8 protein-coding genes and 3 rRNA genes are annotated in these 15,650 nt (G+C 66.5%); 8 read left to right on the forward strand and 3 right to left on the reverse strand.

The features are described from left to right. Positions 1–19: 19 nt before the first annotated feature. Both SCAB_RS23435 and SCAB_RS23440 read left to right on the forward strand, forming a co-directional pair. Positions 20–1,384 carry an NAD(P)/FAD-dependent oxidoreductase gene (locus tag SCAB_RS23435; RefSeq protein ID WP_037725814.1) on the forward strand — a complete coding sequence of 455 codons (1,365 nt, stop codon included), beginning with the start codon at positions 20–22 and terminating at the stop codon, positions 1,382–1,384. 224 nt (positions 1,385–1,608) lie between these two features. Next, on the forward strand, positions 1,609–3,282 hold the full coding sequence (locus SCAB_RS23440; protein ID WP_013002553.1) for an ATP-binding SpoIIE family protein phosphatase: 1,674 nt from the start codon (positions 1,609–1,611) through the stop codon (positions 3,280–3,282). 212 nt (positions 3,283–3,494) lie between these two features. On the opposite strand, the gene SCAB_RS23445 is transcribed toward SCAB_RS23440, so the two are convergent. Beyond that, positions 3,495–4,769, reverse strand: coding sequence for an MFS transporter (locus SCAB_RS23445; protein ID WP_037725811.1), 1,275 nt, complete (start codon positions 4,767–4,769; stop codon positions 3,495–3,497). Between the two features lie 156 nt (positions 4,770–4,925). Here SCAB_RS23445 and SCAB_RS23450 point away from each other — a divergent pair, with 156 nt between their 5' ends. From SCAB_RS23450 to SCAB_RS23475, 6 genes are all read left to right on the forward strand, one after another. Further along, a complete protein-coding gene (locus SCAB_RS23450) occupies positions 4,926–5,483 on the forward strand; it encodes a MarR family winged helix-turn-helix transcriptional regulator (protein ID WP_037725809.1) in 558 nt (185 codons plus the stop codon). Between the two features lie 670 nt (positions 5,484–6,153). Beyond that, a 16S ribosomal RNA gene (locus SCAB_RS23455) occupies positions 6,154–7,679 on the forward strand. 309 nt (positions 7,680–7,988) lie between these two features. After that, a 23S ribosomal RNA gene (locus SCAB_RS23460) occupies positions 7,989–11,109 on the forward strand. Between the two features lie 94 nt (positions 11,110–11,203). Then, positions 11,204–11,320: ribosomal RNA gene (gene rrf, locus SCAB_RS23465) — 5S ribosomal RNA — on the forward strand. Together the 16S, 23S and 5S rRNA genes form the textbook arrangement of a ribosomal RNA operon. Before the next feature lie 119 nt (positions 11,321–11,439). Next, the gene (locus tag SCAB_RS23470) at positions 11,440–11,982 is read left to right on the forward strand and encodes a GNAT family N-acetyltransferase (RefSeq protein ID WP_013002556.1); all 543 of its coding nucleotides are present in this window, start codon (positions 11,440–11,442) and stop codon (positions 11,980–11,982) included. Positions 11,983–12,018: 36 nt separating this feature from the next. Then, a complete protein-coding gene (locus SCAB_RS23475) occupies positions 12,019–12,408 on the forward strand; it encodes a cupin domain-containing protein (RefSeq protein WP_013002557.1) in 390 nt (129 codons plus the stop codon). 27 nt (positions 12,409–12,435) lie between these two features. Here the strand turns inward: SCAB_RS23475 and SCAB_RS23480 are convergent, their stop codons facing one another. Both SCAB_RS23480 and SCAB_RS23485 read right to left on the reverse strand, forming a co-directional pair. Further along, positions 12,436–14,058, reverse strand: a complete 1,623-nt coding sequence (locus SCAB_RS23480; RefSeq protein ID WP_013002558.1) for a type IV secretory system conjugative DNA transfer family protein — start codon at positions 14,056–14,058, stop codon at positions 12,436–12,438. Between the two features lie 113 nt (positions 14,059–14,171). Continuing rightward, positions 14,172–15,608, reverse strand: a complete 1,437-nt coding sequence (locus SCAB_RS23485; protein WP_037726147.1) for an ATP-binding protein — start codon at positions 15,606–15,608, stop codon at positions 14,172–14,174. Between the last annotated feature and the right edge of the window lie 42 nt (positions 15,609–15,650).

The following is a 15,650-nucleotide window of genomic DNA, read 5'->3' on the forward strand; positions in this document are numbered from 1 at the left end:
GAGCAAGGTGCGTCATGGGATGGTGAAGGAACCGATGCGCATTCTCATCGTCGGCGGCGGATACGTCGGGCTGTACACAGCGCTGCGCTTGCAGCGACAGCTGAAACCGGAACTCGGACGGGGCGACGTCGAGATCGTCGTCGTGTCCCCCGACCCCTATATGACGTATCAACCCTTCCTTCCGGAGGCGGCGGCGGGCTCCATCTCGCCCCGCCACGTCGTCGTGCCGCTGCGCCGCGTCCTGAACCACTGCAAGGTCGTGATCGGCGAGGCCACCGCGATCAACCACGCCAAACGCATCGCGACCCTCGACACCCTCGCCACCGAGGAGGAGGGCACGGAGGCCGAGCAGCTGACGTACGACGAACTCGTCCTCGCCCCCGGCTCCGTCTCACGCACCCTGCCCATCCCCGGGCTCGCGGACTACGCCATCGGCTTCAAGACCGTCGAAGAGGCCATCGGCCTGCGCAACCACGTCATCGAACAGATGGACATCGCCTCCTCCACCCGCGACCCCGCGATCCGCGACGCCGCCCTGACCTTCGTCTTCGTGGGCGGCGGCTACGCCGGCGTGGAGGCGCTCGGCGAGCTGGAGGACATGGCCCGCTACACCGCGCGGTACTACCACAACGTGAAGCCCGAGGACATGAAGTGGATCCTCGTGGAGGCCTCCGACCGCATCCTCCCGGAGGTCGGCGAGGAGATGGGCCGCTACACGGTCACCGAACTGCGCCGCCGCAACATCGACGTACGCCTGCACACCCGCCTGGAATCGTGCGCCGACCGGGTCGCCGTCCTCAGCGACGGCGCCCGCTTCCCGACCCGTACGGTCGTCTGGACGGCCGGCGTGAAGCCGCACCCGGTCCTCGCCGCCACCGACCTCCCGCTGAACGAGCGCGGCCGGCTGAAGTGCACCGCCGAGCTGACCGTGGAGGGCGTCGCGCACGCCTGGGCAGCGGGCGACGCGGCCGCCGTCCCCGACGTCACCGCCGAACCCGGCAAGGAGACCGCCCCCAACGCCCAGCACGCCGTACGCCAGGCCCGCGCCCTCGGCGACAACATCGCCCGCTCACTGCGCGGACAGCCCCTGGAGAAGTACGCGCACAAGTATGTCGGCTCGGTCGCCTCCCTGGGCCTGCACAAGGGCGTCGCCCACGTCTACGGCCGGAAGCTCAAGGGCTACCCCGCCTGGTTCATGCACCGCGTGTACCACCTGAGCCGGGTGCCGACCTTCAACCGCAAGGCCCGCGTCCTCGCCGAATGGACCCTCTCCGGCCTCTTCAAACGAGAGATCGTCTCGCTCGGCTCACTCGAACATCCCCGTGCGGAGTTCGAACTCGCGGCCGGTGGAAAGCCCCCGGAGGACCCGAAGGGGTCGTCCTGACCCGATCCAGGAACTCCACCGCCCGGGCCGACGTCTGACGGATGTCGGTCCGGTCGGCCAGACTGGTCCGCGACGTGATCCATTTCCCGGGCGGGGTCACCCCTCGCCCACACGTACCCACGACCAGGCGTCCCCCACCGCCGCACCCGGGACGACAACCCCGGGCCACGGCCGGATCCGGAGCCGGCCACAGACGACACCACGAGGCACGAGGCAAGGATTCGGTGAACTTCACGCGCTGGAGCGCCCGGCTCCCCGGTACGCAGCGCCGCGCCGCAGCGCGGACCGAACACACGGTCACCCCGGACCGGCGGGGGGACGGATCCGTACCCGCCGCCCGCGCCGAACGGCAGACCGACGACCCCCCGGACGGCACCCCCGCCGTACCCGCCGTCGACGACCTCCCCACCCGCGAGATCCTCGACCGCATCCCGGCCCTCGTCGCCCTCGTCCACGGCTCCGACCACCGCACGGCCTACGTCAACGACGCCTACGCCGCCGCCTTCGGCGCCCGCCCGCTCGGCGAACCGGCCCGCGAGGCCCTGCCGGAGCTGGACGACCTCGGCCTCCTCCCGCTCCTGGACCAGGTCCTGCGCAGCTCCAAGCCACGCACCGTCAAGTCCCGCAAGGCCGCCGGCGGCCGCAGCTACACGATCACCTGCACCCCGGTCGCCGTCCCCGGCGGAGCCGGCCGGAGCGACGGCGGCGTCCTGATCTTCGCCGCCGACGTCACCGACCACGCCGAGGCCGCCGAACGCCTCCGCGCGAGCGAACGCCGCCAGCGCGAGACCGCCGTCACCCTCCAACGCTCCCTCCTCCCCCAGGAGCTGGAAGAACCCGACGACCTGCGCATCGCCGCCGTCTACCACCCGGGCGGCACCGAGACCGCCGTCGGCGGCGACTGGTACGACGTCATCACCCTCGGCGGCGGCCGCACGGCCCTCGTCATCGGCGACGTCATGGGCCGCGGGGTGCGCGCCGCCGCCGTCATGGGCCAGCTGCGCACGGCCGTCCGCGCCTACGCCCGCCTCGACCTGCCCCCGCACGAGGTGCTCCAGCTGCTGGACGGCCTCGCGACCGAGATCGACCCCAACCAGATCGCCACCTGCGCCTACGCCGTCCACGACCCCAACGAGGGCCGCCTGGTCTACGCCTCGGCGGGCCACCTGCCCATCCTCGTCCGCGACGAGAGCGGCACGGTCCTGCGCGCCGACGAACCGACCGGTCCCCCGCTCGGCACCGGCGGCTGGACCCACACCTCCGGTTCCATCCCCCTCGGCCCCGGCTCCACGGCCGTCTTCTACACCGACGGGCTCGTGGAGCGCCGCAACGAGGACCTGGACGAGGGGATCGCCGCCCTGGAACGCGCCCTGTCCGGCGCCACGGGCACTCCGCAGGTCGTCTGCGACCGCCTCGTCCGCGCGACCGGCGTCACCGCCGACCACGACGACGACGTGGCTGTCCTCGTCCTCCAGCACCCCGCCCGCGTCGGCCCCGACGGCGAGCTCTTCCGCAACGCCGCCCTGGAACTCCTCGGCGGTGTGGAAGCGGCCCCCCGCGCCCGCGCCTTCGCCTCCGGCGTCCTGACCAGCTGGCGCTTCCCGCCGGAACTCCACGACCTGGGCGTCCTGGCCGCCAGCGAACTCGTCGCCAACTCCCTCCAGCACGGCACCCCGCCCATGCGACTGCGGCTGCGCCGCACCGACCGCCGTCTGATCGTCGAGGTCACCGACGGCGACGACCACCTGCCCCGCCGCCGCAGAGCAGACCCCGCGGACGAGTCCGGCCGCGGCCTCGCCATCATCGGCACGATCGCCTCCGACTGGGGCAGCCGCCGGACGCCGGGCGGCGGCAAGGCGGTCTGGTGCGAGTTCGCCCTCCCCGGCCGCACGACGTAGGAGGCGGTCGGGGAGGGGTGCGTGGTCGGGTGCGGCTGGGTGGGGCTGGTCGCGCAGCCCCTGCTTTTCAGGGGCGCGGGGAACTGCGCGATCAGCCCCCACCGGGCGGACGTCTGGGGGCCGAAGGGGCGCAGCCCCGCGTGGGGGCACCTCCCGCTCGAGCGAAGCCGAGAGTGGGGGAGGGACGGGTAGGGGCGGCGGGGGCGAGACCCCTACGCCGATACAACCCCCGGCTGGGGCGCCGACGTCGCCGCGCCCCGGGCCACCACCCGACTTGCCCCGAGCCCCGGCTGATCCTGCACCGCACTGAGCCGCTGCCCCAACCGCAGCGCCAACACCGTGATCCCCAACGAGAACAGCAGGAACGTCACGACGTACGGCGCGTGCAGCGAGGCACCCATGGGCCCGCCCACCGCCGGCCCGACGGCCAACGCGAGCTGCTTCACCAGCGCGAACGCGGAGTTGTACTGCCCCGCCATCCCCGTCGGCGCCAGATCGGCCACCAGCGGCGCGACGGTCGGCGACAACATGGACTCGCCCAGACCGAACAGCGCGTAGGTCGACACGAACGCGGCGGTCGCCATCGTCTCGCTGGTCTGCCCCAGCCCGGCGAACCCGGCCACACCCCACGCGACGGCCCAGATCAGCCCCACGGCGGCGATCACCCGGGACCGCCGACGCCGCTCCACGAACCGCAGCACGGCGAACTGCGCGATCACGATCACCGCGGTGTTGGCGGCGAGCGCCGTGCCGAGGGCGGACGTCGATATCCCGGCGGCCTCGACCCCGTACGCACTCAGACCCGACTCGAACTGCCCGTAGCAGGCGAAGAACAGCACGAAGCCCAGTACGCACAGCTGCACCATGGCCCGGTTGCCGAGCAGCTGCTTCCAGCTCCCCCTGGCCGCCGCCCCGGTGACGGGCACTCCCGGGCTCTCGGCGGCGCGAGGCACTCGTACGGTCGCCATCACGCCCACGAGCAGCAGGAACATCGCCGCCTGTATGGAGAACAGCAGGACGAACGACCCCGCGCGCGTGGCATCGACCAGATGCCCGCCTATCAGCCCGCCGACCCCGAGTCCCAGGTTCTGCAGGAAGAACTGCGTGGCGAAGGCCCGGGACCGGTTCTCCGCGTGCGAGAAGTCGACGATCAACGTCGCGAGCGCGGGCTGTGTCACGGCCTGTCCGGCCCCGAGGGCCGCCGCGGACAACAGCACGGTCGTCGCACTGGAGGCCAGCCCCAGGCTGAGCGAACCGGCTGCAGCGGTGACCAGGGCGGTGAGCAGCACGGGAAGCGGGCCGCGCCGGACTATGGCCCGCCCCGCGAAGGGCAGCACCACCAGTGCTGCCACGGCGAAGACCGCCAGCACCAGCCCCGCCGTCGTCGCACCGAGATCCCGCACCTGCGCCACATAGACGTACAGATACGGGACGGTGAAGCCGAGTCCGAACGCGCCGAGCGCGTTGCCCACGTGAATCCGGCGCATCGCTGCGCCCGTCCCCCTGGTCACGTTCACCTGCCTAGGTAAGGGAAGCCCTCGGCTCAATGGTGAGCACTGAAGACTTCGAAGCTAAAACTTAGAAGCTAAACAGTACACTTCGAAGGACTTCGACGCCAAGCAGCGCCGTGCCATACTTCGCCCATGGGCGACACCCCCGACACCTCCGGCAGCGCCGAGCCGACGCTCGAAGAGCAGATCGCCGCCTACCAGCGCGAGTTCCAGGGCCTCGACCCCCAGGTCGAGAAGATCGTGTCGGCGCTGTCCCGCCTCAACCGCCGTATGAACGTCGCCTACGGCCGCCAGACCGCCGCGCTCGACATCAGCAACGCCGACTGGGAGGTCCTCAAGGCCCTCGTCCTCTCCGGCGCCCCGTACCGGATGGGCCCGAGCGAGCTGGCCAAGCGGCTCGGCCTCACTCCGGCCGCCATGACCCACCGCATCGACCGCATGGTCGCCGAGGGCCTGGTGACCCGGGAGCGCGACGAGAGCAACCGGGTGCGCGTCATCGTCGAGCTCACCTCCGAGGGCCGCGAGAAGTGGCTGGAGGTCATGCGCCTCGCCTCGGTCTTCGAGGAGGATCTGCTCCAGGACCTCTCGCCCGTGGAGCGGACCGTGCTGGGCGAGGTCCTGACCCGGCTCCTCCGCCGCGTCGAGCACGCCCAGCCGGACGCCGGCGGCCGTCTCACCGACCTCGACTGAGCGGTACGGTCGAGAGGGCCCGAGGTTTGGTCGCCGGTCACCCGGGGGAGGCTTGACAGTCCACCCCGCGATCCGTAAAGTTCTTCGGGTTGCCACGGAGCCTTAACGGTTCTGCGACAGCACCTCCGCCGCCTCGAGCGGCACACAAACCAACCAGTGCGACTCCCAGTCGGGATGAATTCGGCGCGCCCGAATGCAATTCGATTTGGGTTCGACAGCCCCGATTGGGAACTGCCGAGCAGATCCGCTAAGGTTTGGAACGTCGGAACGGCCCAACAGCCGCGAAGACAAACCCCGCTGACTGGGAATCAGGCCCGAAAGGATCTGGTAGAGTCGGACTCGCCGGAAAGGGAAACGCGAAAGCGGAAACCTGGAAAGCGCCGAGGAAATCGGAACCGGAAACGGTCTGATAGAGTCGGAAACGCAAGACAGCAAGACCGAAGGGAAAAGCCCGGAGGAAAGCCCGAGAGGGTGAGTACAAAGGAAGCGTCCGTTCCTTGAGAACTCAACAGCGTGCCAAAAATCAACGCCAGATATGTTGATACCCCGTCTCCAGCATCTGCTGGGACGAGGTTCCTTTGAAGTAAAACACAGCGAGGACGCTGTGAACCATCGGACTATTCCTCCGGTGGTTCCGCTCTCGTGGTGTCGACCCGATTACGGGTAAACATTCACGGAGAGTTTGATCCTGGCTCAGGACGAACGCTGGCGGCGTGCTTAACACATGCAAGTCGAACGATGAACCACTTCGGTGGGGATTAGTGGCGAACGGGTGAGTAACACGTGGGCAATCTGCCCTTCACTCTGGGACAAGCCCTGGAAACGGGGTCTAATACCGGATACGACACTCTCGGGCATCCGATGAGTGTGGAAAGCTCCGGCGGTGAAGGATGAGCCCGCGGCCTATCAGCTTGTTGGTGAGGTAACGGCTCACCAAGGCGACGACGGGTAGCCGGCCTGAGAGGGCGACCGGCCACACTGGGACTGAGACACGGCCCAGACTCCTACGGGAGGCAGCAGTGGGGAATATTGCACAATGGGCGAAAGCCTGATGCAGCGACGCCGCGTGAGGGATGACGGCCTTCGGGTTGTAAACCTCTTTCAGCAGGGAAGAAGCGAAAGTGACGGTACCTGCAGAAGAAGCGCCGGCTAACTACGTGCCAGCAGCCGCGGTAATACGTAGGGCGCGAGCGTTGTCCGGAATTATTGGGCGTAAAGAGCTCGTAGGCGGTCTGTCGCGTCGGATGTGAAAGCCCGGGGCTTAACCCCGGGTCTGCATTCGATACGGGCAGACTAGAGTGTGGTAGGGGAGATCGGAATTCCTGGTGTAGCGGTGAAATGCGCAGATATCAGGAGGAACACCGGTGGCGAAGGCGGATCTCTGGGCCATTACTGACGCTGAGGAGCGAAAGCGTGGGGAGCGAACAGGATTAGATACCCTGGTAGTCCACGCCGTAAACGGTGGGAACTAGGTGTTGGCGACATTCCACGTCGTCGGTGCCGCAGCTAACGCATTAAGTTCCCCGCCTGGGGAGTACGGCCGCAAGGCTAAAACTCAAAGGAATTGACGGGGGCCCGCACAAGCAGCGGAGCATGTGGCTTAATTCGACGCAACGCGAAGAACCTTACCAAGGCTTGACATACACCGGAAACGGCCAGAGATGGTCGCCCCCTTGTGGTCGGTGTACAGGTGGTGCATGGCTGTCGTCAGCTCGTGTCGTGAGATGTTGGGTTAAGTCCCGCAACGAGCGCAACCCTTGTTCTGTGTTGCCAGCATGCCCTTCGGGGTGATGGGGACTCACAGGAGACTGCCGGGGTCAACTCGGAGGAAGGTGGGGACGACGTCAAGTCATCATGCCCCTTATGTCTTGGGCTGCACACGTGCTACAATGGCAGGTACAATGAGCTGCGAAGCCGTGAGGCGGAGCGAATCTCAAAAAGCCTGTCTCAGTTCGGATTGGGGTCTGCAACTCGACCCCATGAAGTCGGAGTTGCTAGTAATCGCAGATCAGCATTGCTGCGGTGAATACGTTCCCGGGCCTTGTACACACCGCCCGTCACGTCACGAAAGTCGGTAACACCCGAAGCCGGTGGCCCAACCCGTAAGGGAGGGAGCTGTCGAAGGTGGGACTGGCGATTGGGACGAAGTCGTAACAAGGTAGCCGTACCGGAAGGTGCGGCTGGATCACCTCCTTTCTAAGGAGCATCTAGCTGCCGCAAGGCAGCCAGGGCCACAACGTCGGCGAATGTTCGACGGTGGTTGCTCATGGGTGGAACGTTGATTATTCGGCCGGTTCGTCGGGCCGGAGGCTGTGAGTACTACCCCTTGTGGGTGTGGAAAGCATGATCTCCGGACGAGAGACCGGTCGGGCACGCTGTTGGGTGTCTGAGGGTATGGCCGTACGGCTGCCTTCAGTGCCGACCCCGGTAAAAATTCGCGTGAAGCGGGTTGTGACGGGTGGTTGGTCGTTGTTTGAGAACTGCACAGTGGACGCGAGCATCTGTGGCCAAGTTTTTAAGGGCGCACGGTGGATGCCTTGGCACCAGGAACCGATGAAGGACGTGGGAGGCCACGATAGTCCCCGGGGAGTCGTCAACCAGGCTTTGATCCGGGGGTTTCCGAATGGGGAAACCCGGCAGTCGTCATGGGCTGTCACCCTTGCCTGAACACATAGGGCAAGTGGAGGGAACGCGGGGAAGTGAAACATCTCAGTACCCGCAGGAAGAGAAAACAACCGTGATTCCGGGAGTAGTGGCGAGCGAAACCGGATGAGGCCAAACCGTATGCGTGTGAGACCCGGCAGGGGTTGCGTATACGGGGTTGTGGGATCTCTCTTTCACAGTCTGCCGGCTGTGAGACGAGTCAGAAACCGTTGATGTAGGCGAAGGACATGCGAAAGGTCCGGCGTAGAGGGTAAGACCCCCGTAGCTGAAACATCAGCGGCTCGTTTGAGAGACACCCAAGTAGCACGGGGCCCGAGAAATCCCGTGTGAATCTGGCGGGACCACCCGCTAAGCCTAAATATTCCCTGGTGACCGATAGCGGATAGTACCGTGAGGGAATGGTGAAAAGTACCGCGGGAGCGGAGTGAAATAGTACCTGAAACCGTGTGCCTACAAGCCGTGGGAGCGTCGGGCAAGCACTTGTGCTTGCCTCGTGACTGCGTGCCTTTTGAAGAATGAGCCTGCGAGTTTGCGGTGTGTTGCGAGGTTAACCCGGGTGGGGTAGCCGTAGCGAAAGCGAGTCCGAACAGGGCGTTTCAGTAGCACGCTCAAGACCCGAAGCGGAGTGATCTAGCCATGGGCAGGTTGAAGCGGAGGTAAGACTTCGTGGAGGACCGAACCCACCAGGGTTGAAAACCTGGGGGATGACCTGTGGTTAGGGGTGAAAGGCCAATCAAACTCCGTGATAGCTGGTTCTCCCCGAAATGCATTTAGGTGCAGCGTCGTGTGTTTCTTGCCGGAGGTAGAGCACTGGATAGGCGATGGGCCCTACCGGGTTACTGACCTTAGCCAAACTCCGAATGCCGGTAAGTGAGAGCGCGGCAGTGAGACTGTGGGGGATAAGCTCCATGGTCGAGAGGGAAACAGCCCAGAGCATCGACTAAGGCCCCTAAGCGTACGCTAAGTGGGAAAGGATGTGGAGTCGCAGAGACAACCAGGAGGTTGGCTTAGAAGCAGCCACCCTTGAAAGAGTGCGTAATAGCTCACTGGTCTAGTGATTCCGCGCCGACAATGTAGCGGGGCTCAAGCGTACCGCCGAAGTCGTGTCATTCCAGCGTATAGGGCCAACGCCTGCTGGGATGGGTAGGGGAGCGTCGTGTGCCGGGTGAAGCCGCGCCGGAAGGCAGTGGTGGACGGTTCACGAGTGAGAATGCAGGCATGAGTAGCGATACAAACGTGAGAAACGTTTGCGCCGATTGACCAAGGGTTCCTGGGTCAAGCTGATCTGCCCAGGGTAAGTCGGGACCTAAGGCGAGGCCGACAGGCGTAGTCGATGGATAACCGGTTGATATTCCGGTACCCGCTGTGAAGCGTCAAACATCGAACCAGGCGATGCTAAGTCCGTGAAGCCGTCCCGGAGCCTTCGGGCAAAGGGGAGTGGTGGAGCCGACGAACCAGACTTGCAGTAGGTGAGTGATGGGGTGACGCAGGAAGGTAGTCCATCCCGGGCGGTGGTTGTCCCGGGGTAAGGGTGTAGGCCGTGATCTAGGTAAATCCGGATCACACAAGGCTGAGACCTGATGCCGAGCCGATTGTGGTGAAGTGGATGATCCTATGCTGTCGAGAAAAGCCTCTAGCGAGTTTCATGGCGGCCCGTACCCTAAACCGACTCAGGTGGTCAGGTAGAGAATACCGAGGCGTTCGGGTGAACTATGGTTAAGGAACTCGGCAAAATGCCCCCGTAACTTCGGGAGAAGGGGGGCCATCACCGGTGATAGCACTTGCTGCTTGAGCTGGGGGTGGCCGCAGAGACCAGCGAGAAGCGACTGTTTACTAAAAACACAGGTCCGTGCGAAGCCGTAAGGCGATGTATACGGACTGACGCCTGCCCGGTGCTGGAACGTTAAGGGGACCGGTTAGTCACTCTTCGGGGTGGCGAAGCTGAGAACTTAAGCGCCAGTAAACGGCGGTGGTAACTATAACCATCCTAAGGTAGCGAAATTCCTTGTCGGGTAAGTTCCGACCTGCACGAATGGCGTAACGACTTCTCGACTGTCTCAACCATAGGCCCGGTGAAATTGCACTACGAGTAAAGATGCTCGTTTCGCGCAGCAGGACGGAAAGACCCCGGGACCTTTACTACAGTTTGATATTGGTGTTCGGTTCGGCTTGTGTAGGATAGCTGGGAGACTGTGAAGCTCGGACGCCAGTTCGGGTGGAGTCGTCGTTGAAATACCAGTCTGGTCGTGCTGGATGTCTAACCTGGGTCCGTGATCCGGATCAGGGACAGTGTCTGATGGGTAGTTTAACTGGGGCGGTTGCCTCCCAAAGGGTAACGGAGGCGCCCAAAGGTTCCCTCAGCCTGGTTGGCAATCAGGTGGTGAGTGTAAGTGCACAAGGGAGCTTGACTGTGAGACCGACGGGTCGAGCAGGGACGAAAGTCGGGACTAGTGATCCGGCGGTGGCTTGTGGAAGCGCCGTCGCTCAACGGATAAAAGGTACCCCGGGGATAACAGGCTGATCTTCCCCAAGAGTCCATATCGACGGGATGGTTTGGCACCTCGATGTCGGCTCGTCGCATCCTGGGGCTGGAGTCGGTCCCAAGGGTTGGGCTGTTCGCCCATTAAAGCGGTACGCGAGCTGGGTTTAGAACGTCGTGAGACAGTTCGGTCCCTATCCGCTGCGCGCGCAGGAATATTGAGAAGGGCTGTCCCTAGTACGAGAGGACCGGGACGGACGAACCTCTGGTGTGCCAGTTGTTCTGCCAAGGGCATGGCTGGTTGGCTACGTTCGGGAGGGATAACCGCTGAAAGCATCTAAGCGGGAAGCCTGCTTCGAGATGAGTATTCCCACCCACTTGATGGGGTAAGGCTCCCAGTAGACGACTGGGTTGATAGGCCAGATATGGAAGCCCAGTAATGGGTGGAGTTGACTGGTACTAATAGGCCGAGGGCTTGTCCTCAGTTGCTCGCGTCCACTGTGTTGGTTCTGAAACCACGAACAACCCCATTCCCGTTTGGTCACGGGGGATGGTGCGGTTGAGTGTTTCATAGTGTTTCGGTGGTCATAGCGTGAGGGAAACGCCCGGTTACATTCCGAACCCGGAAGCTAAGCCTTACAGCGCCGATGGTACTGCAGGGGGGACCCTGTGGGAGAGTAGGACGCCGCCGAACAAATATTGGGAAAGGCCCACACCTTATGGTGTGGGCCTTTCTGCGTTTCCGGTCCATCTGTGTTTTCCGGTCCGGAAACCAGATGAACCCGGCGGCACCCCGGTACTACCGTGGCCGGCATGAATCTGCTGGTGAGGGCTGTGCGGGGTGATGAGTGGCAGGACGTTCGAGAGCTGCGTCTGGCGGCGTTGCAGGATCCCGTGGCGCATCTCGCGTTCCTGGAGACGTACGAGGTCGCCTCGGCGAGGCCGGACTCCTATTGGAAGGAGCGGACCGAAGGCGCTGCGGAGGGGGCCCGTGAGCGTCAGCAGTTCGTGGCGGAGGGCGAGGACGGCCGGTGGGTCGGGACCGTGACCGTGCTCGTGGAAGAGGCCGGCACGCGGGACTTCTTCGGCGGGACTGTCGAGCGGCGCCAGACGCATCTGGTGGGCGTGTTCCTGCGGGACGGGTACCGGGGCAGGGGCGTGGGCGAGCAGCTGTTCGCGGCCGCGCTGGAGTGGGCCCGGGGCGTCGGCGTGGACCGGGTGCGGCTGTTCGTTCACTCGGGGAACGGGCGGGCAGCGGCGTTCTACCGACGGAACGGGTTCGTGGACAGTGGGGTGACGGTCGAGGGGGATACCGGGCTGGAGCTTGAGCTGGAGTACGTGCTGACGGCCGCGTAGAGGGACCGGGCCGGGCTGGTGTTAGCGTTCGGCGGCATGGACGACAGCGTGTATGTGGGCAACGCGGGCAAGGACGCGGCGCTGGACCGCGGGTGGTTGCTCGGGTACTTCAAGGCGGAGGGGGATCCGCGGAGAAGTGAGGCCGTGGAGATCAAGTGGGGGATCCATCCGCGGGGCGACACGCGTGCGCAGTGGGTCCGGGGTGAGGAACGTACCGCCCTCCAGGTCCTGATCAGCGGTCGGTTCCGGGTCGACTTCCCCGGCCGTAGCGTCGTGCTGGAGCGCCAGGGCGACTACGTCGTCTGGGGGCGCGGGGTGGACCACTCCTGGGTCGCGGAGGAGGAGTCGGTGGTGCTGACCGTGCGGTGGCCGTCCGTCGCCGGGTACGCGGTACCCTCCGAGGAGGAGCAGCCGTCGGCGGAGTGACCGGTCCCCCGGGACTGTGCACGGCCGCTACGGCAGCGGGAGTTCCTGGTGCGGCCAGCGGGATCTGGCCTGTTCGCGGGAGCGGAGGAGGGCCAGGGTGGGGAGGCCCTGGCCGGCGCCCCCGGTCAGGAGCGCGGGGAGCTGGGGGAGGGGGGCCACGGCTGCCACGTCGTCCAGGACCAGCGTGAGTGGTGGGTCGAGGCGGCCGGAGGATGACCGTTCGGCCATGCGCCGGCCGCGCTCGACCACGCTTGAGGCGAGGGCCGTCAGCAGGGGCATGGCGGAGGGGTTCGCCTTGGGGTCCTCGATGGGGTCGCCGACCACATAGAGCGTTCCCCCCTCGCGTACGAAGGAATCCAGGGCGAGGGAGTCGGCGCGGTTCGGGGTGCAGGATTCCCTGATGTTGACCGTGGAGAGGGCCGAGAGGGCCCGCGCCGTCAACTGCTGCGCGATGTCGCGGCGTTCGGGGTGCGAGGTGAGGGCCGACTCCAGTTCGCCCGCCGCGCCGGGGGCCGCCTTGGGGTTCGTGCGCAGGGTCCGGACCGCTTCCTGGACGTTGCCGCCCTGGGCCCAGCGGTGCAGATGGCGAATCGTGCGGTTGTTTATGGCGGCGGCGTGGAGGTAGCTGCGCAGGAGGGTTTCGGCGGTGTCCGCCATGGCCTGGTCGATCTTGGCGCTGGGGCGGATGGCGGCCAGCAGGGCGGTTGCCCTGGCCACCGCTGTCGGCTTGTCCTCGCAGCCGGTGACCGGGGACCAGTGCAGGCGGGCCGGGGTGTCGCAGCGGTGCGCGGGGTCGTAGAGGAGGACCGGGCCGAGCTTCGCGCGGGCGTCCTTCGTTTCCGACCAGACCGTGGGGTCGGAGGTGACCACCAGGGCGGGGCCCTCGGCCTCCCGTACGGCCTGGACGGCAAGGGGGCGGCGGGACTCGGCGGGTCCCAGGACGACCGGGGGAACCGAGGGGATCAAAGGGACCGAGGGGATCGGGCGGGCCGGTCCGCCTGGGTGCGGGTCGGCCGGTGCGTCGGCCTCCGCCGGTGGGGCGGGCGGTGTCGAGGGGGTGCCGTGCCGTGGCTCGGGGAGCGGTGGAGCGAGGGTGGCGGGGAATCCCGCGGGCGGGGCGAGCCCGCCGCTGCGTGGGGGGAGGGGGGCTGCCGACGCCCCTTGGGTGCCGGACGCCGGGGTGGTGCGGGGGATGCTCTCCACGGTGGCGGGCTCGGTGTGGGCGGGGGACGCGGTGGGCGGTGCTGTCGTCGTGGCTGCCGGTGGGTGGCTCCGGGCGGCGTTCTCCCGGGCCCGTACGGCCTTCCAGCGGGCCAGGGTGCCCATGGTGAAGACGGTCAGGACGAGGAGGATCATGAGCTGGCTGATCACGAGGCCCCAGAAGAGGCCGTAGCCGGAGAGCTGGTCGGCGGGGGTGTCCGGCCAGGCGGCGGCGAGGTCCTGGGGGGCGGAGACCAGGTTGCGTACGGCGAGGGGGGTGCGGCCGAAGGTGACGGCGTCGGGCCAGGCACCGTGGGCGAAGACGCCGGCCAGGCCGGTGGCCGACCAGATCAGGACGGTCAGGCCCACCAGGAAGCCGAGGAGGGCGATCAGCAGCCCGTCGGGGATGCCGCCCCCGCCCTGCCGGGGATGCCGCTCGTCCGGTCTCATCGCATGCCGCCGTTCACGCTGTCACCCTGTCCTGGCCCGCCCTGTCCGTTTCCGCTCGTACCGGCATGTCCGTACCGGCCCGCGTACCGCCCTGTTCGTACCCGTGGTCCCGGTCAGGCCACCGTCGACTCGGAGGAGCCGTAGCCGTCGATCTCGCTCAGCCGGTGTTCGACGAACGCGGCCGCCCTTTCCTCCGCCTCCAGCTCGGCGGCGCGCAGGGCGTCGTCCTCGTTCGCCAGATGGTCGGCGGAGGACTCGGTCATCGCGCGGTCGGTGAAGACGAGGGGACGTTCGGTCTCGGTGATCAGGTGCTTGACCACCTGGACGTTGCCGTTGACGTCCCAGACGGCGATACCGGGGGTCAGGGTGGGGATGATCTCCACCGCCCAGCGGGGCAGGCCCAGGACGCGGCCCGTGGCTCTGGCCTCGTCCGCCTTCTGGGCGTAGATCGTCCGTGTCGAGGCCATCTTGAGGATGGCGGACGCCTCCTTGGCCGCCGCTCCGTCGACGACGTCCGACAGGTGGTGGACGACCGCGACGAAGGACAGGCCGAGGCGTCGGCCGAACTTCAGCAGGCGCTGGAAGAGCTGGGCCACGAACGGGCTGTTGATGATGTGCCAGGCCTCCTCGACCAGGAAGATGCGCTTCTTCCGGTCGGGGCGGATCCAGGTGTGCTCCAGCCACACGCCGACGATCGCCATCAGGATGGGCATGGCGATGGAGTTGCGGTCGATGTGGGACAGGTCGAAGACGATCAGGGGCGCGTCGAGATCGATGCCCACGGTGGTGGGGCCGTCGAACATGCCGCGCAGGTCACCGTCGACGAGGCGGTCCAGGACCAGCGCCACGTCCAGTCCCCAGGCCCGTACGTCGTCTATGGCGACGTTCATCGCCTCGGCGGACTCCGGCTCGGGGTGGCGGAGCTGCTCGACGATGTCGGTGAGGACCGGCTGGCGTTCGACGATGGTCTCGTTGACGTAGGCGTGCGCGACCTTCAGGGCGAAGCCGGAGCGTTCGTCCAGGCCGTGGCCCATCGCGACCTCGATGATCGTGCGGAGCAGCGCGAGCTGGCCCGTCGTGGTGATCGAGGGGTCGAGGGGGTTGAGGCGGATGCCCATGTCGAGGGCGGCCGTCGGGTCCAGGCGGATGGGGGTTATCCCCAGCTCCTGCGCGATGAGGTTCCATTCGCCGACGCCGTCCTCGCCCTGGGCGTCGAGGACGACGACCTGGCGGTCGCGAAACCGCAGCTGCCGCAGGACGTACGTCTTCTCCAGGGCCGACTTGCCGTTGCCGGACTCGCCGAGGACGAGCCAGTGCGGGGCGGGGAGCTGCTGGCCGTAGAGCTGGAAGGGGTCGTAGATGTAGCCCTTCCCCGAGTAGACCTCGCGGCCGATGATCACGCCGGAGTCGCCGAGGCCGGGGGCGGCGGTCGGGAGGTACACGGCCTGGGCCTGGCCCGTGGAGGTGCGCACGGGCAGGCGGGTCGTCTCGACCTTGCCGAAGAGGAAGGACGTGAAGGCGTCCGTGAGGGCGGACATCGGGTCCCGCATCAGTGCTTCACCTCCAAGTGCGGTGGGGCTCCAGGGGTCCTC

This window comes from Streptomyces scabiei 87.22 (assembly GCF_000091305.1).
Lineage (GTDB): Bacteria > Actinomycetota > Actinomycetes > Streptomycetales > Streptomycetaceae > Streptomyces > Streptomyces scabiei.